Annotated in this window: 22 protein-coding genes and 1 riboswitch; of the genes, 18 read left to right on the top strand and 4 right to left on the bottom strand. The window is 72.9% G+C overall.

Annotated features, from left to right (window positions below):
* Positions 1-61: 61 nt before the first annotated feature.
* The 4 genes from ABT238_RS31455 (at position 62) to ABT238_RS31440 (ending at position 4,543) form a co-directional block, all read left to right on the top strand.
* Positions 62-2,083, top strand: a complete 2,022-nt coding sequence (locus tag ABT238_RS31455) for a serine/threonine-protein kinase (RefSeq protein ID WP_350802201.1) — start codon at positions 62-64, stop codon at positions 2,081-2,083.
* Between the two features lie 48 nt (positions 2,084-2,131).
* Positions 2,132-2,311, top strand: coding sequence for a DUF6104 family protein (locus ABT238_RS31450; protein WP_030309148.1), 180 nt, complete (start codon positions 2,132-2,134; stop codon positions 2,309-2,311).
* 212 nt (positions 2,312-2,523) lie between these two features.
* Entirely contained in the window at positions 2,524-3,441 is a 918-nt protein-coding gene (locus ABT238_RS31445) for a DUF4097 family beta strand repeat-containing protein (protein ID WP_350802200.1), read from the top strand.
* 1 nt (position 3,442) lies between these two features.
* Complete coding sequence (locus ABT238_RS31440; RefSeq protein ID WP_350802199.1) at positions 3,443-4,543, top strand: PadR family transcriptional regulator; 1,101 nt, start codon at positions 3,443-3,445, stop codon at positions 4,541-4,543.
* 102 nt (positions 4,544-4,645) lie between these two features.
* Here the strand turns inward: ABT238_RS31440 and ABT238_RS31435 are convergent, their stop codons facing one another.
* Entirely contained in the window at positions 4,646-5,608 is a 963-nt protein-coding gene (locus tag ABT238_RS31435; RefSeq protein ID WP_350802198.1) for a zinc-binding dehydrogenase, read from the bottom strand.
* A gap of 93 nt (positions 5,609-5,701) precedes the next feature.
* Positions 5,702-6,898, bottom strand: coding sequence for an NAD(P)-dependent malic enzyme (locus ABT238_RS31430; protein ID WP_350802197.1), 1,197 nt, complete (start codon positions 6,896-6,898; stop codon positions 5,702-5,704).
* A gap of 621 nt (positions 6,899-7,519) precedes the next feature.
* Here ABT238_RS31430 and ABT238_RS31425 point away from each other — a divergent pair.
* The 5 genes from ABT238_RS31425 (at position 7,520) to ABT238_RS31405 (ending at position 12,321) form a co-directional block, all read left to right on the top strand.
* Complete coding sequence (locus ABT238_RS31425; RefSeq protein WP_350802196.1) at positions 7,520-8,446, top strand: ABC transporter substrate-binding protein; 927 nt, start codon at positions 7,520-7,522, stop codon at positions 8,444-8,446.
* Positions 8,447-8,827: 381 nt separating this feature from the next.
* On the top strand, positions 8,828-9,763 hold the full coding sequence (locus ABT238_RS31420; protein ID WP_350562718.1) for an ABC transporter substrate-binding protein: 936 nt from the start codon (positions 8,828-8,830) through the stop codon (positions 9,761-9,763).
* Between the two features lie 97 nt (positions 9,764-9,860).
* Positions 9,861-10,772 carry an amino acid ABC transporter permease gene (locus ABT238_RS31415; RefSeq protein WP_350562720.1) on the top strand — a complete coding sequence of 304 codons (912 nt, stop codon included), beginning with the start codon at positions 9,861-9,863 and terminating at the stop codon, positions 10,770-10,772.
* Positions 10,769-11,572 carry an amino acid ABC transporter ATP-binding protein gene (locus tag ABT238_RS31410; protein ID WP_502891479.1) on the top strand — a complete coding sequence of 268 codons (804 nt, stop codon included), beginning with the start codon at positions 10,769-10,771 and terminating at the stop codon, positions 11,570-11,572. The genes ABT238_RS31415 and ABT238_RS31410 overlap by 4 nt, the downstream gene beginning before the upstream one ends.
* A gap of 158 nt (positions 11,573-11,730) precedes the next feature.
* Positions 11,731-12,321 carry a CGNR zinc finger domain-containing protein gene (locus ABT238_RS31405; protein ID WP_350562722.1) on the top strand — a complete coding sequence of 197 codons (591 nt, stop codon included), beginning with the start codon at positions 11,731-11,733 and terminating at the stop codon, positions 12,319-12,321.
* On the opposite strand, the gene sodX is transcribed toward ABT238_RS31405, so the two are convergent.
* Positions 12,318-12,698: a nickel-type superoxide dismutase maturation protease gene (sodX, locus tag ABT238_RS31400; protein ID WP_350802207.1), complete on the bottom strand. Its 381-nt coding sequence runs from the start codon at positions 12,696-12,698 to the stop codon at positions 12,318-12,320. The two genes, ABT238_RS31405 and sodX, sit on opposite strands and share 4 nt — an antisense overlap.
* A gap of 277 nt (positions 12,699-12,975) precedes the next feature.
* On the opposite strand from sodX, the gene sodN reads away from it, so the two are divergent.
* From sodN to ABT238_RS31360, 8 genes are all read left to right on the top strand, one after another.
* A complete protein-coding gene (gene sodN, locus ABT238_RS31395; RefSeq protein WP_350562726.1) occupies positions 12,976-13,371 on the top strand; it encodes a superoxide dismutase, Ni in 396 nt (131 codons plus the stop codon).
* A gap of 124 nt (positions 13,372-13,495) precedes the next feature.
* Positions 13,496-13,623, top strand: a riboswitch (cobalamin riboswitch).
* 106 nt (positions 13,624-13,729) lie between these two features.
* Positions 13,730-14,818 carry a FecCD family ABC transporter permease gene (locus ABT238_RS31390; RefSeq protein ID WP_502884191.1) on the top strand — a complete coding sequence of 363 codons (1,089 nt, stop codon included), beginning with the start codon at positions 13,730-13,732 and terminating at the stop codon, positions 14,816-14,818.
* A 35-nt stretch (positions 14,819-14,853) separates the two neighbouring features.
* The gene (locus ABT238_RS31385; protein ID WP_350562805.1) at positions 14,854-15,624 is read left to right on the top strand and encodes an ABC transporter ATP-binding protein; all 771 of its coding nucleotides are present in this window, start codon (positions 14,854-14,856) and stop codon (positions 15,622-15,624) included.
* Between the two features lie 47 nt (positions 15,625-15,671).
* Positions 15,672-16,670, top strand: a complete 999-nt coding sequence (locus ABT238_RS31380) for an ABC transporter substrate-binding protein (RefSeq protein WP_350802195.1) — start codon at positions 15,672-15,674, stop codon at positions 16,668-16,670.
* A 103-nt stretch (positions 16,671-16,773) separates the two neighbouring features.
* A complete protein-coding gene (locus ABT238_RS31375; RefSeq protein ID WP_350562730.1) occupies positions 16,774-17,157 on the top strand; it encodes a nuclear transport factor 2 family protein in 384 nt (127 codons plus the stop codon).
* A 10-nt stretch (positions 17,158-17,167) separates the two neighbouring features.
* A complete protein-coding gene (locus ABT238_RS31370) occupies positions 17,168-17,644 on the top strand; it encodes a GNAT family N-acetyltransferase (protein WP_350562732.1) in 477 nt (158 codons plus the stop codon).
* A 278-nt stretch (positions 17,645-17,922) separates the two neighbouring features.
* Complete coding sequence (locus tag ABT238_RS31365; protein ID WP_350562734.1) at positions 17,923-18,333, top strand: ATP-binding protein; 411 nt, start codon at positions 17,923-17,925, stop codon at positions 18,331-18,333.
* 162 nt (positions 18,334-18,495) lie between these two features.
* Complete coding sequence (locus ABT238_RS31360) at positions 18,496-19,575, top strand: RNA polymerase sigma factor SigF (RefSeq protein ID WP_350562736.1); 1,080 nt, start codon at positions 18,496-18,498, stop codon at positions 19,573-19,575.
* Between the two features lie 87 nt (positions 19,576-19,662).
* On the opposite strand, the gene ABT238_RS31355 is transcribed toward ABT238_RS31360, so the two are convergent.
* Positions 19,663-20,091: a hypothetical protein gene (locus ABT238_RS31355; protein ID WP_350802194.1), complete on the bottom strand. Its 429-nt coding sequence runs from the start codon at positions 20,089-20,091 to the stop codon at positions 19,663-19,665.
* A 50-nt stretch (positions 20,092-20,141) separates the two neighbouring features.
* Between ABT238_RS31355 and ABT238_RS31350 the strand changes: the two genes are divergently transcribed.
* Entirely contained in the window at positions 20,142-21,113 is a 972-nt protein-coding gene (locus tag ABT238_RS31350; RefSeq protein WP_350562740.1) for a diacylglycerol/lipid kinase family protein, read from the top strand.
* The last annotated feature ends 280 nt before the right edge of the window (positions 21,114-21,393 follow it).

The raw sequence follows: 21,393 nt of genomic DNA, 5'->3' as shown, positions 1-21,393 counted from the left end.
GTCGCGCGCCCGCCGCCGCCGGTCCGGTGGACCTCACCGCTCTCCCAGGGGGATCAACCGCATGACCGCCGACACGCCACGGGACGCCACCGCAGCACCGCTCCCGCCGGTCTTCCAGCCGCTGCTTCCGGACGACCCCCGGGAGGTCGGCGGCTACCGGCTGTTCGCCCGGCTCGGGGCCGGCGGCATGGGCCGGGTCTACCTCTCGTACACCCCCGGCGGCCGGCCGGTGGCACTCAAGGTGGTCCGCCCGGAGTTCGCCGAGGACGGCGAGTTCCGCCGCCGGTTCGCCCAGGAGGTGTCCAACGCCCAGCGGATCCACGGCCTCTACACCGCCCAGGTGATCGACTCCGGCGGCCTGGACTCCGACGCCCCGTGGCTGGTCACCGCGTACGTGCCCGGCCCGTCCCTGCAACAGGTGGTGCGCGAGAACGGCGCGCTGCCGGTGCGCACCGTGCTGCTGCTGATGGGCGGCATCGCCGAGGCCCTGCAGGCGATCCACAGCGTCGAGGTGGTCCACCGCGACCTCAAGCCGGCCAACGTCCTGGTGGCCGGCGACGGCCCGCGGGTGATCGACTTCGGCATCGCCCGGGCCGCCGACGCCACCGCGCTCACCGGCACCGGCTACCGGATCGGCTCGCCCGCCTTCATGTCGCCCGAGCAGGCCCAGGGCCGCCCGGTCACCCCGGCCACCGACGTGTTCGCGCTCGGCGCGCTGGCCGCGTACGTGGCCGGCGGCGCGGCGCCGTTCGGCGACGGCCCGGACACCGCCGTGCTCTACCGGGTGGTGCACGAGCAGCCGGACCTGGACGCCGTCCCGGCCGGGCTGCGCGAGCTGATCCTGCGCTGCCTCGCGAAGTCCCCCGAGGACCGGCCGAAGCCGGCCGAGATCATCGACATCGCCCGCAACCACCCGAGTGTCGGCGGGCAGCTGCGGTTCTCCGACGACTGGCTGCCCAAGCAGGTCAACACCGAGATCACCCGCCGCTCGGACCTGCCGAAGACGCCGCCCACCCCGCTGCCGGCCGCGCCCGCCGCACCGCCCGCTCCCCCGGCCGGCCCGCCGAGCGGCGCGTCCTTCGCCGCGGCCCCGCCGGCCGCGCCCCCGACCCACCAGGCCACCGCGCCGTCCTTCGGCCCGCCGCCACCCGGGTTCGGCCCCGCCGCGGCGGACACCCCGCCGCCCGGCTTCGTCCCGCCGCCGCTCGGCGCGTACGGCGCCGCCCAGCCGCCCGCCGAGGCCCCCACCGGCCCGCTGCTCGGCACCCCGCCGACCGTCCAGCTGCGCCCGGAGCCGCCGTCCTACGACACCCCGCCGCCCGGCCCGGTGGTGACCGACACCCCGGCGCCCGCGCCGGAGCCGGCCCGCAAGGGCGGCGTCTCGTGGAAGGTGCTGCTGACGGTCGCCCTGGTGATGGCGCTCGGCGGCACGGCCGGCGGCGTGGTGCTGATGTCCAAGATCGACAAGGGCGACGACAAGCAGAGCAGCGCCCAGGACAAGCCGGCGGGCGACCAGCCCGCCGCCCCGCCGGCCGCCACCACCCCGGCCGCGACCACGCCCTCCGCGACCGCCACCCCGAGCCCCACCTCGGCGGCGGTCAGCGCCGCGCCGAGCACCTCGCCCTCGGCCGGCGGGGTCACCGCGCCGGCCCGGCCGGCCGGCTACCAGCCGGTGATCGAGAAGAAGCCGCTCTCCATCCCGGCCGCCGAGTACTCCAGCGAGGCCTACCGGATCGATCTCACGGCCGGCACCGTGGTGCCGCGCGGCTCCGACCTGAAGTGGGGCCTCGGCCTCAGCCGGGAGTCCACCTCCAGCGGCAGCCGGGCCGACTCCTTCGAGAGCGTCGGCGACAACAAGTCCGACTTCGCGGTGATCACCGAGACCGCCATCACCCCCGAGCAGTGCGCCATCGCGATCGACTCCCGGCCGGACACCGACCTGACGTTCAACCGGGTCACCCCGGGCCGGCTGCTGTGCATCCGCGACCGGGTCACCCGCAACATCGCCATCGCCGCCGTGGACGTCGCGGACCCCACCACGGGCGCCGCCAAGGTCACCCTGAACACCTACCGCGCGAGCTGACCCGGTCTATCCTGACCAGGTCTTATCCCCATCGGACCGGAGCGACCCGTGTACTTCACCGACCGCGGCATCGAGGAACTGGAGAGCCGGCGCGGCGACGAGGAGGTCACCTTCGAGTGGCTGGCCGAGCGCCTGCGCGAGTTCGTCGACCTCAACCCGGACTTCGAGGTCCCGGTCGAGCGGCTGGCCACCTGGCTGGCGCGGCTCGACGACGAGGACGACGAGTGACCGGCTGACCCGGTGAACGGCCGCCGAAAGGGCCCGGAGGCAACCGCCTCCGGGCCCTTTCGCATGCCCCCGTAGGGGCTGACCTCCGGGTCCGCTCCGGGTCCGCTCCGGGTCGGCCTCCGGGTCGGGCTCCCTTGACTTCGCCGTCACGCGATATATCGTCTTTACGAGAGAACGCGATACATCGCGAGTCCGAGAGGGAGGCGGCGGAGATGAGCCAGTGGACGGTCGAAGGACCCGAGAAGATCACCATCGAGGAGGCGGTCCGGACCCTGCAGGTACGCACGGTCGACGGCACGGTCAACGTGGTCGCCGCCGAGGGCCCCGCCCGCCTGGAGGTCACCGAGCTCACGGGCGAGCCGCTGCACGTCACCCTGGTCGACGGCGTGCTCACCGTCACGTACAAGGACCTCAGCAGCTGGAACGAGTTCGGCGACGTCCTCAAGTCGGTCGAGTCGGTGAAGGGCTTCTTCTCCTCCTTCAAGCGCAAGCGGACCGCCGCGGTCAGCCTGACCGTGCCGGCCGGCACCGAGGTCAAGGTCGGCACCGTCTCCGCCACGACGACGGTCTCCGGCTTCACCGGGCACGTCTCGACGCAGACCGCCAACGCCGACATCACCCTGGTCGGCCTGGCCGGCCGCACCGACGCCAAGACCGTCACCGGCGACGTCGACGCCCAGGCGGTGGCCGGACAGCTCCGGCTCAACACCGTCTCCGGCCGGCTCACCGTGGTCGCCGGCACCGCCGAGAAGGTGACCGCCAACGCCGTCACCGGCGCGGTCACCCTGGACCTCGCCGCCGCCACCCCGACCGAGATCAAGGTCAACACGGTCAGCGGCGCGGTCGGCGTCCGGCTCCCCTCGCTGGCCGACACCAGGGTCGAGGCCGGCACCACCAGCGGCGACCTCTCCTCCAGCTTCGAGCAGCTCAAGGTCGGCGGCAGCTGGGGCACCAAGCGCCTCTCCGGACAGCTCGGCGACGGCAAGGGCAGCCTCTCGGTCACCACCGTCTCCGGCGCGGTCACCGTGCTGCACCGGCCGGACGCCGAGGACGACGCCCAGGCCGTCGTCCGGGAGCTGCCCGCCGCGGACGGCCCGTCCACCGGCCCCGACCTCACCAAGGAGTCCTGACATGACCCCCGTCTTCGGCCACGGCCGGCTCCGGCTCTACCTGCTGAAGCTGCTCGACGAGGCCCCGCGCCACGGCTACGAGGTCATCCGCCTGCTGGAGGAGCGCTTCCAGGGCCTGTACGCGCCGTCCGCCGGCACCGTCTACCCCCGGCTGGCCAAGCTGGAGCAGGAGGGTCTGGTCGCGCACAGCACCGAGGGCGGCCGCAAGGTCTACCGGCTCACCGACGCGGGCCGCGCCGAACTCGCCGCCCGGCAGGGCGAGCTCGACGAGCTGGAGCTGGAGATCCACGACTCGGTGGCCCAGCTGGCCGGGGCGATCCGCGAGGACGTCCGGGACAGCGCCCAGGACCTGCGCGAGCAGCTCTGGGGCGCGGCCGAGCAGGCCCGGAGGAACGCCCCGCGACCGGAGGCGGCGGACGGGGACGACGACGGGAACGGGGCCGGGGACGGCGGCGGCAACCCGTGGGCCGGGCCCTGGGGCGACCAGGCCGCCTGGCAGCGCGCCAAGGAGGAGTTCGCCCAGTTCAAGCGGCAGGCCAGGGAGCAGGCCAAGCGGGCCAAGGAGCAGGAGAAGGCCGCCAAGGCCAAGGCCAAGGCGGCCGAGGAGGAGGCCCGCCGGCTGCGCGAGCAGTCCAGGGCGGCCCGGACGGCGGCCCAGCAGGAGGCGCTGCGGATCAAGCGCCGGGTCGAGCAGCAGGTGCGCGACCACGCGGCCCGCGGCGACTGGTCGACCGGACTGGCCGAGGGGCTCTCCGAGCTGACCAAGGGGCTGGCCGGGCTGGCCGACGCCGCCCGCTGGGGCCACCCGGCGGACGAGCGGACCGCGCCCTCCGCCGGCGCGCCCACCGCGGAGCGGGTCACCGTCACCCGGATCGACCTGGACAAGGACGAGCCGACCGGCGGGAGCCCGGCCGACCTGCCGCCGTGGACCGCCACCGACCCGGCCGGCGACCCGGCCCGGGAGCTGGAGCGGCTGCTCGACCGGTTCCGCGACCAGGTCCGCGACGCGGCCCGGGACGGCGGGGTGACGCCCGAGCGCCTCGCCGAGGCCCGCGGCGTGCTCGGCGCGGCCGGCGAACGGCTGAAGCGCCTGCTCGGCTGAGCCGGCCCCCGGACGCCCGGTACCCCGCTGCGGGGTACCGGGCGCCGGCGCGTCGAAGGTCCGTCAGGGGCCGCCGGGGCCGCCGGGGCCGTCAGCGGGCCGTCAGGGGGTGAGGACCAGCTTGCCGAAGACGTCGCCCCCGGCCAGCCGGGCGAGCGCGTCCGCCGCCCCGGCCAGCGGAAGCACCGAGTCGATCACCGGCCGGACACCGGTGGTGGCGCAGAACGAGAGCAGCCCGGCCAGCTCCTCCTTGGTGCCCATGGTCGAGCCGACCACCTTCAGCTCCAGGAAGAAGATCCGGTTCAGCTCGGCGGCCGGCGGGTTGGGGCCCGAGGTGGCACCGGAGATGACGATCGTGCCGCCCGGGCGCAGCGACTTCACCGAGTGCGACCAGGTGGCCGCGCCGACCGTCTCCATCACCGCGTCCACCCGCTCGGGCAGCCGCGCCCCGCTCGGGAAGGCCGCGTCGGCGCCCAGTTCCACCGCCCGGGCGCGCTTGGCCTCGTCCCGGCCGGTGACCCAGACCCGCAGGCCGGCCGCCTTGCCGAGGACCACCAGCGCGGTGGACACCCCGCCGCCGGCGCCCTGCACCAGCACGGTGTCACCGGGCTTCACCCCGGCGTTGGTGAACAGCATCCGATAGGCCGTCAGCCAGGCGGTGGGCAGGCAGGCGGCCTCCTCGAAGGAGAGGCCGGCGGGCTTGGGCAGCAGGTTCCAGGTGGGGACGGCCACCTGCTGGGCGAAGGTGCCCTGGTAGCGCTCGGTCAGGATCGAGCGCGGCTCGTCCGGCCCGACCCCGTGCCCGCTCTGGCCGATCACGGAGTGCAGGACCACCTCGTTGCCGTGCTCGTCCACGCCGGCGGCGTCGCAGCCGAGGATCATCGGCAGCTTCTCGGCGGGCAGGCCGACCCCGCGCAGCGACCAGAGGTCGTGGTGGTTCAGGCTGGCGGCCCTGACCGTGACCACGCTCCAGCCCGGGCGGGCCCGCGGTTCGGGGCGTTCGCCCAACTCCAGCCCGCTCAGCGGGTCGTCGGCGTCGATTCGTGCGGCGTAGGCGGCAAACATGCCCCGGACACTAGCCAGAACGGCCCCGGCCCCGGAACAACGCGGAGCTGTGACGCGTGTCCCGGGGCCGGGAGGGAGACCGTGCGAGGACCGTTACCGGCGCGCGACACCCTCGGCGCGGGCGGCCTCGGCGACGGCCTTGCTGACGGCCGGCGCGACCCGCTCGTCGAACGGCGAGGGGATGACCTTCTGCGGCGTCAGCTCGTCGGCCACGACGCCGGCCAGCGCCTTGGCGGCGGCCAGCTTCATGCCCTCGGTGATCCGGGTGGCCCGGACCTGCAGCGCGCCGGCGAAGATGCCCGGGAAGGCCAGCACGTTGTTGATCTGGTTCGGGAAGTCGCTGCGCCCGGTGGCCACCACGGCCGCGTACTTGTGCGCGACCTCGGGGTGGATCTCCGGGTTCGGGTTGGCCATGGCGAAGACGAACGCGCCCTCGGCCATGGTCGCGACGACCTCCTCCGGCACGGTGCCGCCGGAGACGCCGATGAAGACGTCGGCGCCGGCCATCGCGTCGGCCAGACTGCCCTTGAGGCCGGTGCGGTTGGTCAGCCCGGCGATCTCCGCCTTGACGTCGGTGAGGTCCCCGCGGCCCTCGTGCACCACGCCCTTGCGGTCGCAGACGGCCACGTCGCCGATGCCGGCGGCGAGCAGCATCTTGGCGATGGCGATGCCGGCCGCGCCGGCGCCGGAGATGACCGCGCGCAGCGCGCCGATCTCCCGGCCGGTCACCTTGGCCGCGTTCCAGAGCGCGGCGGTGGTGACGATGGCGGTGCCGTGCTGGTCGTCGTGGAAGACCGGGATGTCCAGGGCCTCCTGGAGCCGGCGCTCGATCTCGAAGCAGCGCGGGGCGGAGATGTCCTCCAGGTTGACGCCGCCGAAGGAGGGGGCCAGCCGGACCACGGTCTCGACGATCTCGTCGACGCCGGTGCAGGCCAGCGCGATCGGGACCGCGTCCACGCCGCCGAACTGCTTGAACAGGATCGCCTTGCCCTCCATGACGGGCAGCGAGGCCTCCGGGCCGATGTCGCCGAGGCCCAGCACGGCGGTGCCGTCGGTGACCACGGCCACCGTGTTGGACTTCCAGGTGTAGTCGTTCACCAGCTCGGGCTGCTCGGCGATGGCCGTGCAGACGCGGGCCACGCCGGGGGTGTAGGCGAGGGACAGGTCGTCCGCGTCGCGCACCGGGACGGTCGCCCTGACCTCCATCTTGCCGCCGCGGTGGAGCGCGAACACGGCGTCGACCGGATCGTCGGTGTCCTGGGTAGTGCTGTGGATGATCTCCGCTGCCACGATGACCTCTTCGTCATTGATCGAGCGAGGACACCCGGCCGACGGAGCGGACGACCCGGCCGGTTCCGGCATCCGGCGACCGGTGGCCGGTAACCGGAACCCGGGAACGCCGAAGCGTCCCCGGGAACGACTGGGTCGGGGCGCCGCCGTCGGACGGACGCCCTCGGATGAGGGTGTATGGATTTGTCTGCGTCTGGTCCGCGCTGTGCTTCCGGGCCGAGCGTAGGTCGGACGAGGGCATCGCACCCATGCCTTTTCGTCCAAGTCACATGGTTGTCGTACGCCTCACAGCCACCTGGGGCGCCAGCCGCCGTGAGAACCGGGCCCCGGCTGCGGCGATGGCACACGCGCACGCGCACCCGCAGGAGTGAACGCAGACGCGGAGGGGAGGCCGGTGCCTCGGATACGGAGTCGTCGTCCTGGACTTCCGTTCCTGCGCACCCCGGGCCTGTTGCGGCCCGGCGGTCTGGTTCGAGCGTCGGGGGTCACCCGGTACCGAATTCTGACACACCCGGCCACGGGCCGGGCAGACCGGGATGGGAGGATCCGTTCTTCCGCCATCTCGCGTACACCTCCGCGACGCCGCGGCGCCGTCCCCTCCCTCCCACAGGAGCAGAACCGATGCAGCACCACCGTGCCCCCTCCCGCCGGCCGACCGTCGCCGCGCTGGCCCTCGCCACCACCGGAGCGCTGCTGCTGAGCGGCTGCGGCGGGGACGACACGGCGGCCAAGGACCCGGTCCAGCAGATCCGGGCCAAGCTGCCGAAGGCCCAGCAGTCGGCCAAGGTGCTGCGGATCGGCATGGACGTGAACTACCCGCCGGTCGAGTTCCGGGGCGCCGACGGCAAGCCGGACGGTCTGGATCCGGACATCGCCGCGGCGCTCGGCCGGATCCTGGACCTGCGCGTCGAGTACGTCGACACCCCCTTCGACAAGCTCCTGCCCGGCCTCCAGAACAAGCAGTACGACGTGGTGATGTCCGCGCTCAGCGACATCCGCCAGCGCCGGGAGGGCGTGGACGAGAACGGCAAGTCGACCGGCCCGGCGGTGGACTTCGTCGACTACTTCATCGCCGGCACCTCGATCGTGGTCGCCAAGGGCAACCCGAAGGGCGTCCGCACCCTGGACGACCTCTGCGGCAAGACCGTCGCGGTGCAGTCCGGCACCACCCAGGACGAGATCGCCGCCCGCCAGGTCACCGCCTGCACCCGGGCCGGCAAGCCGCTCACCGTGCACGAGTTCGACACCGACGCCAAGGCGCTGGCCGAGGTCGCCGCCGGCACCGCGCACGCCGTTCTGAACGACTTCCCGGTGGCGGCCTGGGCGGCGAAGAACACCGACGGCGGCAACCGCTTCGAGGTGACCGGCGCGCAGTCCCGCTCCAACCCTTACGGGATCGCGCTGCGCAAGGAGGACACCGAGCTGCGCGACGGGCTGGCGAAGGCGGTCGACCAGCTGATCCGCAGCGGCGAGTACGACAGGATCCTCGCCAAGTGGAACGTCGCCGCGGGCGCGGCCCAGAACGCGGTGGTCAACGGGGGAATCTGAGTCCGTCCGGGCGGGGCCCGGGCGGGGCTCCGGTCAGGTGGCAGGGTGATCCGCATACTTATGCACAGGGTGACAGGGACACGGTATTCGTCCGAATAGCGGACGGCGCGGCCCCTCGTTATCCGATTTTGATCTGAATGAGGGCCACCCGACCGTCATCAGATGGCAGGATTCCCCCCATCTCGGATCGAGCCGACCACTGGTCGAGGCGGTTCGGTCAACGCCCACCTCGGCGGACGGTGGCGGAGACGCGGTACCCGGAACCACCCCTGCGCAGTTCTCCACGCCCCACCCGTACAGCGCCGTACGGCATCTGCTGCCCCGGTACGCCGCTCCCCCGCGGCGTACCCGCCCGACCTCTCCCTCAGGAGGAGATCCCCCATGATCGCCCGCACCCAGCGCACCCGCCTCCTCGCCACCGCGGCGGTGCTCGCGTCCGCGTCGCTCGTGCTGACCGCCTGCGGCAGCAGCAAGTCCTCCGACAACGGCGGGGGCGCCGGCGCCAACCCGAGCGCCAGTGTCGCCGCCGTCACCGCGGACCCGGCGCTCGCCCCGCTGGTCCCCGCCGACGTGAAGAGCGCGGGCAAGCTCGTCGTCGCCGCCGACGCCTCCTACGCGCCCAACGAGTTCAAGGACGACAAGGGCAACCTCGTCGGCCTCGACGTCGACCTCGCCGGCGCGATCGCCAAGAAGCTCGGCCTGACCGCCGACGTGCAGAACGCCGACTTCACCTCGATCATCCCGGGCATCACGGCGAAGAAGTACCAGCTCGGCATGAGCTCCTTCACCGACACCAAGGAGCGCGAGCAGACCGTCGACATGGTCACCTACTTCACCGCCGGCAGCGCCGTCGCGGTGAAGAAGGGCAACCCGGACAAGATCGACCCGAAGGACCTCTGCGGCAAGAAGGTCGCCGTCCAGACCGGCACCACCCAGGCCCAGGAGATCACCGACGTCCGCAACCCGGAGTGCGCCAAGGCGGGCAAGCCGGCCATCCCGAACGACGGCGACAAGTTCACCCTGCAGACCGACGTGACCACCGCGCTGGTCTCCGGCCGCGACCAGGTGATGATGGCCGACTCCCCGGTCGTCGACTACGCGATCAAGCAGACCAACGGCCAGCTGGAGAAGCTCGGCGAGACCTACGACAGCGCGCCCTACGGCGTCGTCGTCGACAAGGGCTCGCCGCTCGCCCAGGCCGTCCAGGGCGCCGTCCAGTCGCTGATCGCCGACGGCACCTACAAGCAGATCCTGGCGAAGTGGGGCGTCGAGGCCGGCGCGATCGAAAAGTCCGAGATCAACGCCGCCAAGAGCTGATTCCTCGCACCACCACACCCCCTGAGGCCCCAAGGTGAAATCTTCCGAACAGGGGGCGGTGAAATCGGGACGGCCTGAGACCATCAAGGCCGTCCCGGTGCGCCACCCCGGACGCTGGGCCGGAGCCGCCGTCATCGTCGTTCTCGCGGCGATGCTGCTCCACGCCCTGATCTTCAACCCCGCGTTCCAGTGGGACGTCGTCAAGGACACGCTGCAGAACGAGCAGATCCTGCGCGGCATCGTCGTGACGCTGGAGCTGACCGTACTGTCCATGCTGATGGGCGTGGCCGGCGGCGTGCTCCTCGCGATCATGCGGCTCTCGCCGAACCCGCTGCTGTCGGGGACCGCCTGGTTCTACATCTGGATCTTCCGCGGCACGCCCGTCCTGGTGCAGCTGGTGTTCTGGAACTTCCTGGGCGCCCTCTGGCCGAAGCTGTCGATCGGCATCCCCTTCGGACCCGAGCTCTGGTCCGAGTCGACCAACACCCTGATCCCCACCTTCACCGCCGCCCTGCTGGGCCTCGGCCTCAACGAGGCGGCGTACATGGCGGAGATCGTCCGCGGCGGCATCCAGTCCGTCGACGAGGGGCAGAGCGAGGCCGCCCACGCCCTCGGCATGAGCCGGGCGGCCACCCTGCGCCGGATCGTGCTCCCCCAGGCGATGCGGGTGATCATCCCGCCGACGGGCAACGAGACCATCTCGATGCTGAAGACCACCTCGCTGGTCCAGGTCATCTCGCTGTCCGAGCTGTTCACCGCCGGCCACGACATCTACTCGCGGACCTTCCAGACCATCCCGGTCCTCGTCGCGGTCAGCATCTACTACCTGATCATGACCTCGATCCTCACGGTGGGGCAGTACTACATCGAGCGGCACTACGCTCGAGGTGCGAACCGGACGCTGCCGCCCACCCCGCTCCAGCGGCTGCGGCTGCTGTTCGGCGGCAGGCCCACCCCGAAGGCCAAGAACGACGTGGTCCCCGGACTCGAGGGAGGCGGCCACGTATGACCGACCTGACCAAGACCCCTACCGGCGCCGCCCCGGGCGCCGGCCCCATGGTGAAGGCCGAGGCCGTCCACAAGTCCTACGGCCTGGTCGAGGTGCTCAAGGGCATCGACCTGGAGGTCAAGCAGAGCGAGGTCTTCTGCCTCGTCGGCCCGTCCGGCTCCGGCAAGTCGACCTTCCTGCGCTGCATCAACCACCTGGAGAAGATCAACGGCGGCCGCCTCTGGGTGGACGGCGACCTGGTCGGCTACCAGCAGCGGGGCGACAAGCTCTACGAGCTCAAGGACCGCGAGGTGGCGCTCAAGCGGCGTGACATCGGCATGGTCTTCCAGCGTTTCAACCTCTTCCCGCACATGACCGCGGTGGAGAACGTCATGGAGGCGCCGGTCCAGGTCAAGCGGGAGTCCAAGGCGGCGGCGAAGGAGCACGCCATGGCCCTGCTGGAGCGGGTCGGCCTGGCCGACAAGGCCGGGAACTACCCCTCCCAGCTCTCCGGCGGCCAGCAGCAGCGGGTGGCCATCGCCCGGGCGCTCGCCATGAAGCCCAAGCTGATGCTGTTCGACGAGCCGACCTCGGCGCTCGACCCCGAGCTGGTCGGCGAGGTGCTCGACGTCATGCGCGGGCTGGCCGACGAGGGGATGACCATGATCGTGGTCACCCACGAGATGGGCTTCGCCCGCGAGGTGGGCGACGCGCTGGTCTTCATGGACGGCGGCGTGGTCGTCGAGTCCGGCAATCCCCGCGACGTCCTCACCAACCCCCAGCACGAGCGCACCCGCGCGTTCCTCTCCAAGGTGCTCTGAGGGTGCCCTGAGAGTGCTCCGGGCCCGGTGCTCCGAACCGCACCGCCCCACGGCGCCCGGCAGGCCGGTCCTGCCGGGCGCCGGCGCTTTCCCGCTTTCGCCCCCCGGGTAATAGGCTGGAGGCGATCAGCCCGTTACCGATCTCTGGAAGGACCACCGTGGAGCTCGCCTCGTACGCCGATCTGGCCGTCCGGCTGGTGAACACCGAGGAACCCGGGCGCGGCACCGACTCGCTGACCTCGGTGGAGGCGGTGCGCGGCCTGTTCTCGGACGCCGCCCGGGCCCGCGACCTGGCCGACGAGTCCGACCTGCCCCGGCTGCGGGCCGTCCGCACCCGGCTGCGCGGGGTCTTCGAGGCCGCCGCCGAGGGCGAGGAGGTCCGCAGCGTCGACCTGCTGAACAGCCTGCTGATGGAGTTCCCGGTCAGCCCGCTGGTCTCCGGGCACGACTACCTCGACGAGGCCGGCCGGCCCCGCTGGCACCTGCACCTCGCCGACAACTCCCCCACCGCCACCGCGCACTTCAGCGCCGTGGCCTGCATGGGCCTGGCCGTGCACCTGACCGAGCTGGGCGCCGACCGGCTCGGCATCTGCCAGGCCGCGCCCTGCCGCAACGCCTACCTGGACACCTCCACCAACCGGTCGCGCCGGTACTGCTCGGACCGCTGCGCGACCCGCGCCAACGTCGCCGCCTACCGCGCCCGCAAGCGCCTGGAGGCCGCGGCCGCGGCCGGCGGCGCGGAAGGTTAGGGCGCGCCCCGCAGTTCCTCCGGGCGGACCCAGACGCCGAGGCGGCGGGCCAGCCCGGGGACCCTGGCGAGCGGCCCGGAGAGCAGCAGCCGCTCCAGCCGGCGGCCGGGCGCCAGCCAGACCGGGCGCGGGCGCAGCCGCAGCAGCACCCGGCCGAGCACCAGCTCGTCCGGCACCGCGCCGTAGCTGCGGCTGTCGCTGTCCACCGGCCGGTTGTCGGAGAGCAGCCACCAGCCCTTGGGGCGCCGCCCGTCGGCGCGCTTGACCACCAGCAGGTTCTGCTGGAACGGGTGGCGGAAGACCACCACCGCGCCGGGCCGGATCCGCGCGCCGTACCGCACCAGGAGCTGGTCACCGTCACGCAGGGTCGGCACCATCGAGTCCCCCGCCACGTCGATCAGCCCGAACGGCGCGCCGCCCGCCGGGGGCCCCTCCTCCGCTTCCGCGCTCCGTGCCACGACTCCTCCTCCCGGACCGCGTCCCACCGCGTCCCGCTGTCGCACACCAGTCTGCCGCACCGGACACCGCCCGCCGATGTCCGGAATCACCCGGTTCCGGCTCCGCCTTTTGCCCTAGGCCCGCCGCCCGACCGAGAAACCGCAGGGCCCGAAGGGTAATCTCGGGCGCGGGAAGACGATCTAAGGAAGGACTCCCATGTTCTCTCGTCTGTTTGCACCGCGCGCCACCGCCCACGCCCACTGCGACCTGCCCTGCGGTGTGTACGACCCGGCCCAGGCCCGCCTTGAGGCCGAGTCCGTGAAGGCCACCCAGGAGAAGTACCAGGCCAACGAGGACGCGCACTTCCGCGCCCGCGCCATCATCATCAAGGAGCAGCGCGCCGAGGCCGTCAAGCACCACATCTCGGTGCTGTGGAGCGACTACTTCAAGGCCCCGCACTTCGAGAAGTACCCGCAGCTGCACCAGCTGATCAACGACACCCTGAAGGCCGCCTCGGCCGCCAAGGCGTCCACCGACCCGGCCACCGGCCAGGCGCTGCTCGACCTCATCGCCGAGGTCGACAAGATCTTCTGGGAGACCAAGCAGGGCTGATCCCCGCTCACTCCATCTTTCGAGCGCCCCCCGTCCGCACGCCGGACGGGGGGCGCTCGTGTGGTCCCGGCCGCAGTGCTCTCACCCGCTCGCCTCCGGGGCGCTCGGGGCGGGGCGGTAAGGGATGCCTGCCCTTGGCGCTTGTTATGCTGCCAGGGCGTCCCGAGGGGGAAGCCGGTGAGAATCCGGCGCTGACCCGCAACGGTAAACGGTGCCCCGCGCCCGTGAGCCCGATCGCCCGAGGACGCCGACCTCCCGACAACTCGCCGTGGACTGCGAGGGGATGGCGCCCCGGCACACCCGCGCCCGGGCGTGCCGCCCCGTGCCGTGCGCGGCCCGAGGCAAGGCGCGCCCACCAGTGAGCAGCACCGCGACCGCACCGGCCACCGCCGCGGCCCCACCGGGCCCGCGCCGAACACCCGCGGTCCCGCTGGCCGCCGCCCTCGCCCTGGCGCTGCTGGTCTCCCTGGTCTGCGCCGTCGCGGTCGGCTCCTCCGGACTCGGCTGGAGCCAGGTCCTGCGGCTGCTGCGCGCCGGACTGACGGGCGGCCGGCTGGAGGCCGACGAGGCCGCCGCCTACGCGATCGTCTGGGAGATCCGGCTGCCGCGCGCCGTCCTGGCCGCGGTGGTCGGCGCCGGACTCGCCGCCACCGGGGTCGCCGTCCAGGCGATGGTCCGCAACGCGCTCGCCGACCCCTTCGTGCTGGGCATCTCCTCCGGTGCCTCGGTCGGCGCCAACGCCGTGCTGATGCTGGGCGCCTTCGCCTCGCTCGGCGTCTGGGCGCTGTCCGCCTCCGCCTTCGCCGCCGCCCTGCTCGCCATGGTGCTGGTCTACCTGACGGCCCGTACCGCCCACGGGCTCACCCCGCTGCGACTGGTGCTCACCGGCACCGCGATGTCCTACGGCTTCTCCGCGCTGACGGCGCTGATGGTCTTCGCCGCCGCCCGCGGCGAGGCCGCCCGCTCCGCGATGATGTGGCTGCTCGGCAGCCTCGGCGGGGCGACCTGGGGCTCGGTGCCGATCGCCGCCGTCACCGTGCTGGCCGGTCTGGCGTACCTGGCCTGCGCCGCCGGGCGGCTGGACGCGCTGGCGATGGGCGACGAGACGGCCGCCTCGCTCGGCGTGGACCCGGACCGGCTGCGCCGCGAGCTGTTCGTGGTCACCGCGGCCGTCACCGGCACCGTGGTCGCGGTCAGCGGGGCGATCGGCTTCGTCGGACTGATGGTCCCGCACCTGGTGCGGATGCTGGTCGGCGCCGGCCACCGCCGGGTGCTGCTGGTCGCGCCGCTCGCCGGAGCGCTGCTGCTGGTCTGGGTGGACATCGTCTCCCGCACCCTGCTGGCGCCCGCCGAGCTGCCGGTCGGCGTGGTCACCGCGGCCCTCGGGGTGCCCTGCTTCCTGCTGCTGATGCGCCGTCGCGGCTACTCCTTCGGAGGTGGCCGGTGACCGCCCTCCCCACCACCGCCCTCCCCACCGCCGCCCTGGACCTCGCCGTCGACGGGGTCTCGGTCGACCTGGCCGGCGTCCGGCTGGTGCACGACGTCACGCTGACCGCCGCCGCCGGCCAGGTGGTCGGCCTGATCGGCCCGAACGGCAGCGGCAAGTCCACCCTGCTGCGCTGCGTCTACCGGGCGCTGCGGCCCGCCGCCGGCGCCGTCCTGCTGGGCGGCGACGAGCTGCACGCGCTCGCCCCGCGCGAGGCCGCCCGCCGGGTGGCGGCGCTGCCGCAGGAGCACTCCGCCGAGTTCGACTTCACGGTGGCCGAGGTGGTCGGCATGGGCCGGCTGCCGCACCGGCGCGGTGCCCTGGCCGGGCCGTCCGCCGGGGACGCGGACCGCTGCGCCGAGGCGCTGCGCCGGGTCGGCGCCGCGCACCTGGCCGCCCGGGGCTTCCTGAGCCTGTCCGGCGGCGAGAAGCAGCGGGTGCTGATCGCCCGCGCACTCGTCCAGGAGCCCCGGGTGCTGGTCCTCGACGAGCCCACCAACCACCTGGACATCGCCCACCAGCTGGAGGTGCTGGCACTCGTCCGGGAGGCCGGGCCGACGGTGCTCACCGCGCTGCACGACCTCAACCTGGCCGCCGGGCACTGCGATCTGCTCTACGTGGTCGCGGACGGCCGGATCGTCGCCTCCGGGCCGCCCGCCGAGGTGCTCGAACCCGGGCTGCTGGCCGAGGTGTTCAGGGTCCGCGCGACGCCCGTGCGGCACCCGGTCACCGGCGCCCTCCAGTTGCTCCTCGACCGCCTGCCGTAGCCCCCCCGTCCCCGTCCTTCCGCTCGCCCCTTCCCCGAGGACCTCCCATGCGTACCAAGGCCGTTGCCGCCGCCGCCCTGCTCGCCCTCGCGCTCACCGGCTGCGGCGCCGAGATCGCCCCGCGCGGCGACGGCGCCGCCACCGCCTCCGCCCACTACCCGGTGACCGTGGAGAACTGCGGCACCAAGGTCACCTTCAAGGAGAAGCCGGCCCGCACGGTGACCAACGACGTCGGCATCACCGAACTGATGTTCGCGCTCGGCCTGGAGGACCGGATGGCCGGCTACGTGATGCCGGACGACAAGGGCCGGGTGGACCGGGTCGCCTGGAAGGACGCCTACCAGCGCGCGACCTGGCTCTCCAAGGACCGGATCACCAAGGAGATCGCGCTGGAGGCCAGGGCCGACCTGGTCTTCGCCGGCTGGCACTACGGCTTCGACGAGGGCGCCGGCTTCACCCCGCAGACGCTGTCCGGCCTGGGCATCGGCTCCTACGTGCTCAGCGAGTCCTGCCGCAGCGGCAAGGGCCCGGAGCGCGGGGTGATGTCCCCGCTCGACGCGCTCTACACCGACCTGGCCAACCTGGGCGAGATCTTCGACGTCCGGGACCGGGCCGACCGGCTGATCGCCGACTTCAGGGCGCAGATCGCCGCCGTCCCCGAGCCCGCGCACCGGCCGGGCGTCTTCCTGTACGACAGCGGCGAGGACAAGCCGTACACCTCGGGCCGGTTCGCCGCCCCGGAGGAGATCATCGCCAAGGCCGGCGGGCGCAACGTGATGGGCGACGTCGCCGACTCCTGGACCACGGTGGGCTGGGAGAGCGTGGTCCAGCGCGACCCCGAGGTGATCGTGATCAACAACTACGGCACCCCGGACGCCGGGGCGAAGCGGAAGTTCCTGAAGTCCTTCCCGCCGCTGGCCGGCGTCTCGGCCGTCCGCAACGACCGGATCTTCGTCCTCGACTACGTCGACCTGGTCGAGAGCCCGCGCAACCCGGCCGCGATCACCGCTCTGGCCGCCTACCTGCGGACCGTCCCGGCGCCCTGAGCCCGGGGGCCGTCCCACCGCCGTCCGCACCGCCCCGCGGCCGGTTCCGACCGGCGTACGCTCAACAGTACGAGCCGACGGAACCGACCGGAGGAGCGAGAACATGACCACCATGGCCGCACCGTCCGCCTTCGACGTCCGGGCCCTGCGCGAGGGCATCGAGCGCGCCGACGCCCGGGCCCTGCTGGCGCTCTACGCGGACGACGCCGAACTGCGCGTGGTCGACCGCAAGACCCAGCCCAGCCACCCGCTGGTGATGCACGGCCGGGACGAGATCGGCGCGATGCTGGACGACCTCTACGGCCGCGAGATGAGCCACACCCTGGAACAGGTGGTGGTCCAGGAGGACCGCCTCGCCTTCCTGGAGTCCTGCCGGTACCCGGACGGGGTCCGGGTGCTGGTCAGCTCCACCGCCGCGCTGCGCGACGGCCGGATCGTCGACCAGACCTCCGTCCAGGCCTGGGACGAGAACGAACCCGCCCAGTAGGCTCGGGACCATGATCCGCACCACCGTTCCCACCGACGTCCCCGTCATCCACGCCATGATCCGCGAGCTCGCGGAGTACGAGAAGGCCGCCCACGAGGCGGTCGCGACCGAGGAGCAGCTGCACGACGCGCTGTTCGGCGCCACCCCGGCGCTGTTCGGCCTGGTCGCCGAGGACGGCACCACCGGCGAGCCGGTCGGCTTCGCGCTCTGGTTCCTCAACTTCTCGACCTGGCGCGGCACCCACGGGGTCTACCTGGAGGACCTGTACGTCCGCCCGCAGGCCCGCGGCGGCGGCCACGGCAAGGCGCTGCTGCTGGAACTGGCCCGGATCGCCGTCGAGCGCGGCTACTCCCGGATGGAGTGGTCGGTGCTGGACTGGAACACCCCGTCGATCAACTTCTACAAGTCGCTCGGCGCCGTGCCGATGGACGGCTGGAGCGTCTACCGCCTCACCGGGGACGCCCTCACCGCCGCCGGCACCCGCTGAGACCGGCGCGCGGACGGCGCGCGCCGGAGGCGTGCGGAGGCGGCGTTCGAACCACTGCCACCCTGCGTCGCGATGCCTTACCATGAGTGACTCCCGCACCGGGGCAGGAACGCGGTAACGTCTCGGGCGGACGGCGGCGTCCGGCCACCCCCCGAGGGGTATGACCAGTACGTACCGCACCACCCCTCTGGACAGTTGGGGCGAAGCAGTTGAGCCAAGCAACAGACAGTGCCGCGGCCACCGGCCCGGAAGCACAGCGCGTCACCCAGGAGGTGAGGGTGTCCCAGATCGACGGCGAGCCCGGAGTGCAGGACTTCGTGGAGGTCCGGCTGCCCGCGGCCGGGGCCTATCTCTCGGTCCTTCGGACGGCCACGGCCGGCCTCGCGGCCCGGCTGGACTTCACCCTGGACGAGATCGAGGACCTGCGCATCGCGGTTGACGAGGCCTGCGCCATCCTCCTCCAGCAGGCCGTTCCCGGCTCGGTGCTCTCCTGCGAGTTCCGGCTGGTCGGCGACTCCCTGAAGGTGATCGTCTCGGCGCCCACCACCGACGGCCGGGCGCCGGAGCGGGACACCTTCGCCTGGACGGTGCTCTCCGCGCTCGCGGGCGAGGTCGAATCGGCGGTCGCCGAGGACAGGACCGTGTCGATCAGCCTGCACAAGAAGCGCGGCGGCTCCGCCGCCCACTAGAACCGCCGCACCGACGCGGCAGCAGCACCGAACAAGGGCCGTCCGCCCGGCACCACCGGGCCGGACGGACGGCTCCCGGTACCGCCCGACCGGCGGTACGACCAACGAGACGAACCGGGGCCGACCGCCCCGGTGCTCCCGGAACGGAACGGGGGAATGGCCGTGAGTGATCTGGACCGTACCGGCCTCGCGACGGCGGGCCCTGCCGTACCGACCCAGGCGAGCGTTCCCGGCCTCGCCGCCAACGACGAAGCGCACCCGAAGGACGCCCACCGGATGAGCCAGCCGACCGAGCCGACGCCCCAGTCGTCGCCCGATCAGTCGCCCCCGCCCGTGCCCTCGGCCTCGGACCTCCCGGACGCCGAACGCCCGGACGAGGAGCCGGACGGCGGCGCCCCGGGCACCGGCCCGGAGGGCGAGGACGCCGCCGGGGCGGCGGAGGCGCTGCGCGCGGCGGTGCCCGCCCAGGGCCCGCAGCGCACCGGCGCACCGGACCGCGAGGCGGCCCGGGCCCTGTTCGTGCGGCTCTCGGCACTGCCCGAGGGCTCCCCGGAGCGCGTCGAACTGCGCAACCAGCTGGTGCGCATGCACATCCCGCTGGTCGAGCACCTCGCCCGGCGCTTCCGCAACCGGGGCGAGCCGCTGGACGACCTCACCCAGGTCGCCACCATCGGGCTGATCAAGTCGGTGGACCGGTTCGACCACGAGCGCGGGGTCGAGTTCTCCACCTACGCGACGCCGACCATCGTCGGCGAGATCAAGCGGCACTTCCGGGACAAGGGCTGGGCGGTCCGGGTGCCGCGCCGGCTCCAGGAGCTGCGGCTGTCGCTGACCACGGCGACCAGCGAGCTCTCCCAGCGGCACGGCCGCTCCCCCACGGTGCACGAGCTCGCCGAGCACCTGGGGATCTCCGAGGAGGACGTGCTGGAGGGCCTGGAGTCCGCCAACGCGTACTCCACGCTGTCGCTGGACGTGCCGGACAGCGACGACGAGTCGCCGGCCGTCGCGGACACCCTGGGCGCCACCGACGAGGCGCTGGAGGGCGTCGAGTACCGCGAGTCGCTCAAGCCGCTGCTCGCCCAACTGCCGCCCCGCGAGCAGAAGATCCTGGTGCTGCGGTTCTTCCGGAACATGACGCAGTCGCAGATCGCCGCCGAGGTGGGCATCTCGCAGATGCACGTCTCCCGGCTGCTCGCCCGGACGCTGGCGCAGCTGCGGGAGAAGCTCCTGGTGGAGGAGTAACCGGAGGAACGGCGCAGACGACCGACGGCCGCTCAGCGGCGGCCGTCGGGTCGTGGAGAAGTGGTGGAAGGCGGTGGCCCTCCGCGCTCAGCCCTCGTGCGGAGCGTAGAGGGCCGCCGTCGCCTTCGGGCTGAGCAGCGCGCCGATGCCGACCAGGCCCAGCAGGCCGACGACCACGCCGACACCGGCCATCGCCCCGCCGCTCTGCCACATGTAGTACGCGACCGGCAGGCAGATCGAGTTGGTCAGCACGGCGGGGCTGCGGCCCCAGCGGCGGGTCTTCAGCAGTGCCCGGGCGGCCAGGATCGGCAGCACGCCGAGCAGCACGATCACCAGGCCGCCGAACTCGTTCAGGGCGAGCTGCTTGGACTGGCCGGACAGGGCGGCGACCATGTCCCAGACGCCGACGACGGCCAGCACGGCGCCCTCCACGGCGGTGATGGCGGCGCCCAGGGTGAGGGCGGCCGGCCGGTCGGCGCCGGGCGCGGGTACGGGTGCGGAGGATTCTGCGGTCACTCCAGCAGGGTAGCCGCCGGTTGGTCCGTACCGACCCGTAGGCTGGGCCCATGCGCGCTCTCCTGGTCGTCAATCCGAAAGCGACCACCACCAGCGGTCGCACCAGGGACGTCCTGATCCACGCCCTGCGCAGCGACCTCAAGCTGGAGGTGGCGCAGACCGAGTACCGCGGCCACGCGCGCGATCTGGCCCGCGAGGCCGTCGAGGACGGCGCGGTCGACCTGGTGGTGGCGCTGGGCGGTGACGGCACCGTCAACGAGGTGGTCAACGGGCTGCTCTCGCACGGCCCTGGCGACCGGGTCCCGCGCCTCGCGGTGGTCCCCGGCGGTTCGACCAACGTGTTCGCCCGCGCCCTGGGCCTGCCGAACGACCCGGTGGAGGCCACCGGCGCCCTGCTGAACGCGCTGGAGCACCGGAGCGAGCGGCCGATCGGGCTGGGCAAGGCGATGACCGAGGGGCTGCCGGACCGCTGGTTCACCTTCACCGCCGGCCTCGGCTTCGACGCCGGCGTGGTCGGCCGGGTCGAGGAGCAGCGCCGGGCGGGGCGCAAGTCCACGCACGCGCTCTACGTCACCCAGGCGCTCCGGCACTTCGTCACCCAACGTGAGCAGCGCAGATCAGGCCCGGTCTCGCTGGCGCTCGCGGGCCGCGAGCCGGTGCCGGGCCTGGTGCTGGCGATAGTCAGCAACACCTCGCCGTGGACGTTCCTGGGCAACCGCCCCGTCTACCCCTCGCCGCGCGCCTCCTTCGACGCGGATCTCGATGTCTTCGGCATCACCCGGATGACGGCGTTCGGCACCGCTCGAACGGTCCGTCAGATCCTGCGGTCGCACGGTCCTTCGAGCGACGGGGGCACTCCGGACGGCCCTTCCGGGAAGCATGTCGTCTCCTATCACGACGTCCGGCACTTCACCTTGGTTTCGGAGGAACCGGTCCCGTTCCAGGTCGACGGGGACCACCTTGGATCCAGGAGTCGCGTCAGTTTCACAGGCGTACGGCGGGCACTGCGTGTGATTGTGTGACTAGAAGGGCCGTTCCTCCTTCTTCTCGAACGCACAAGCCCCCTTCACTCCATAGAAGTACCGGCTGTGAGCTAGGCGACACCGAAGAATCCAAAATTCCTCCCTGAAGGGGGTTGTATCCGGGCCCGAGGTTTGCGAACCTCTACATGGCGATCGGGACACATCGCAGCGACGGCAACCCTCGAAACCTGGGGGGCCGACCGCGGGGTGTCCCTCGAATCGCCGAATCCCTCCCCAGCACAGACCTCCCGGGCCCGATGGGCCTTTGGTCTCTTTTGCT

It is taken from the genome of Kitasatospora sp. NPDC001527, assembly GCF_040298605.1.
Lineage (GTDB): Bacteria > Actinomycetota > Actinomycetes > Streptomycetales > Streptomycetaceae > Kitasatospora.
This window is presented reverse-complemented; position numbering and strand designations above follow the sequence as displayed.

Bases quoted from the DNA above. Each gene is read 5' to 3' on its own strand.
- sodX (WP_350802207.1), bottom strand. From the start codon at position 12,698: ATGGTGCCGACCCTGCGTGACGGTGACCAGCTCCTGGTGCGGTACGGC.
- ABT238_RS31420 (WP_350562718.1), top strand. From the start codon at position 8,828: ATGATCGCCCGCACCCAGCGCACCCGCCTCCTCGCCACCGCGGCGGTG.
- ABT238_RS31380 (WP_350802195.1), top strand. From the start codon at position 15,672: ATGCGTACCAAGGCCGTTGCCGCCGCCGCCCTGCTCGCCCTCGCGCTC.
- ABT238_RS31455 (WP_350802201.1), top strand. From the start codon at position 62: ATGACCGCCGACACGCCACGGGACGCCACCGCAGCACCGCTCCCGCCG.
- ABT238_RS31445 (WP_350802200.1), top strand. From the start codon at position 2,524: ATGAGCCAGTGGACGGTCGAAGGACCCGAGAAGATCACCATCGAGGAG.
- ABT238_RS31435 (WP_350802198.1), bottom strand. From the start codon at position 5,608: ATGTTTGCCGCCTACGCCGCACGAATCGACGCCGACGACCCGCTGAGC.
- ABT238_RS31375 (WP_350562730.1), top strand. From the start codon at position 16,774: ATGACCACCATGGCCGCACCGTCCGCCTTCGACGTCCGGGCCCTGCGC.
- sodN (WP_350562726.1), top strand. From the start codon at position 12,976: ATGTTCTCTCGTCTGTTTGCACCGCGCGCCACCGCCCACGCCCACTGC.
- ABT238_RS31440 (WP_350802199.1), top strand. From the start codon at position 3,443: ATGACCCCCGTCTTCGGCCACGGCCGGCTCCGGCTCTACCTGCTGAAG.
- ABT238_RS31350 (WP_350562740.1), top strand. From the start codon at position 20,142: ATGCGCGCTCTCCTGGTCGTCAATCCGAAAGCGACCACCACCAGCGGT.
- ABT238_RS31425 (WP_350802196.1), top strand. From the start codon at position 7,520: ATGCAGCACCACCGTGCCCCCTCCCGCCGGCCGACCGTCGCCGCGCTG.
- ABT238_RS31410 (WP_502891479.1), top strand. From the start codon at position 10,769: ATGACCGACCTGACCAAGACCCCTACCGGCGCCGCCCCGGGCGCCGGC.
- ABT238_RS31370 (WP_350562732.1), top strand. From the start codon at position 17,168: ATGATCCGCACCACCGTTCCCACCGACGTCCCCGTCATCCACGCCATG.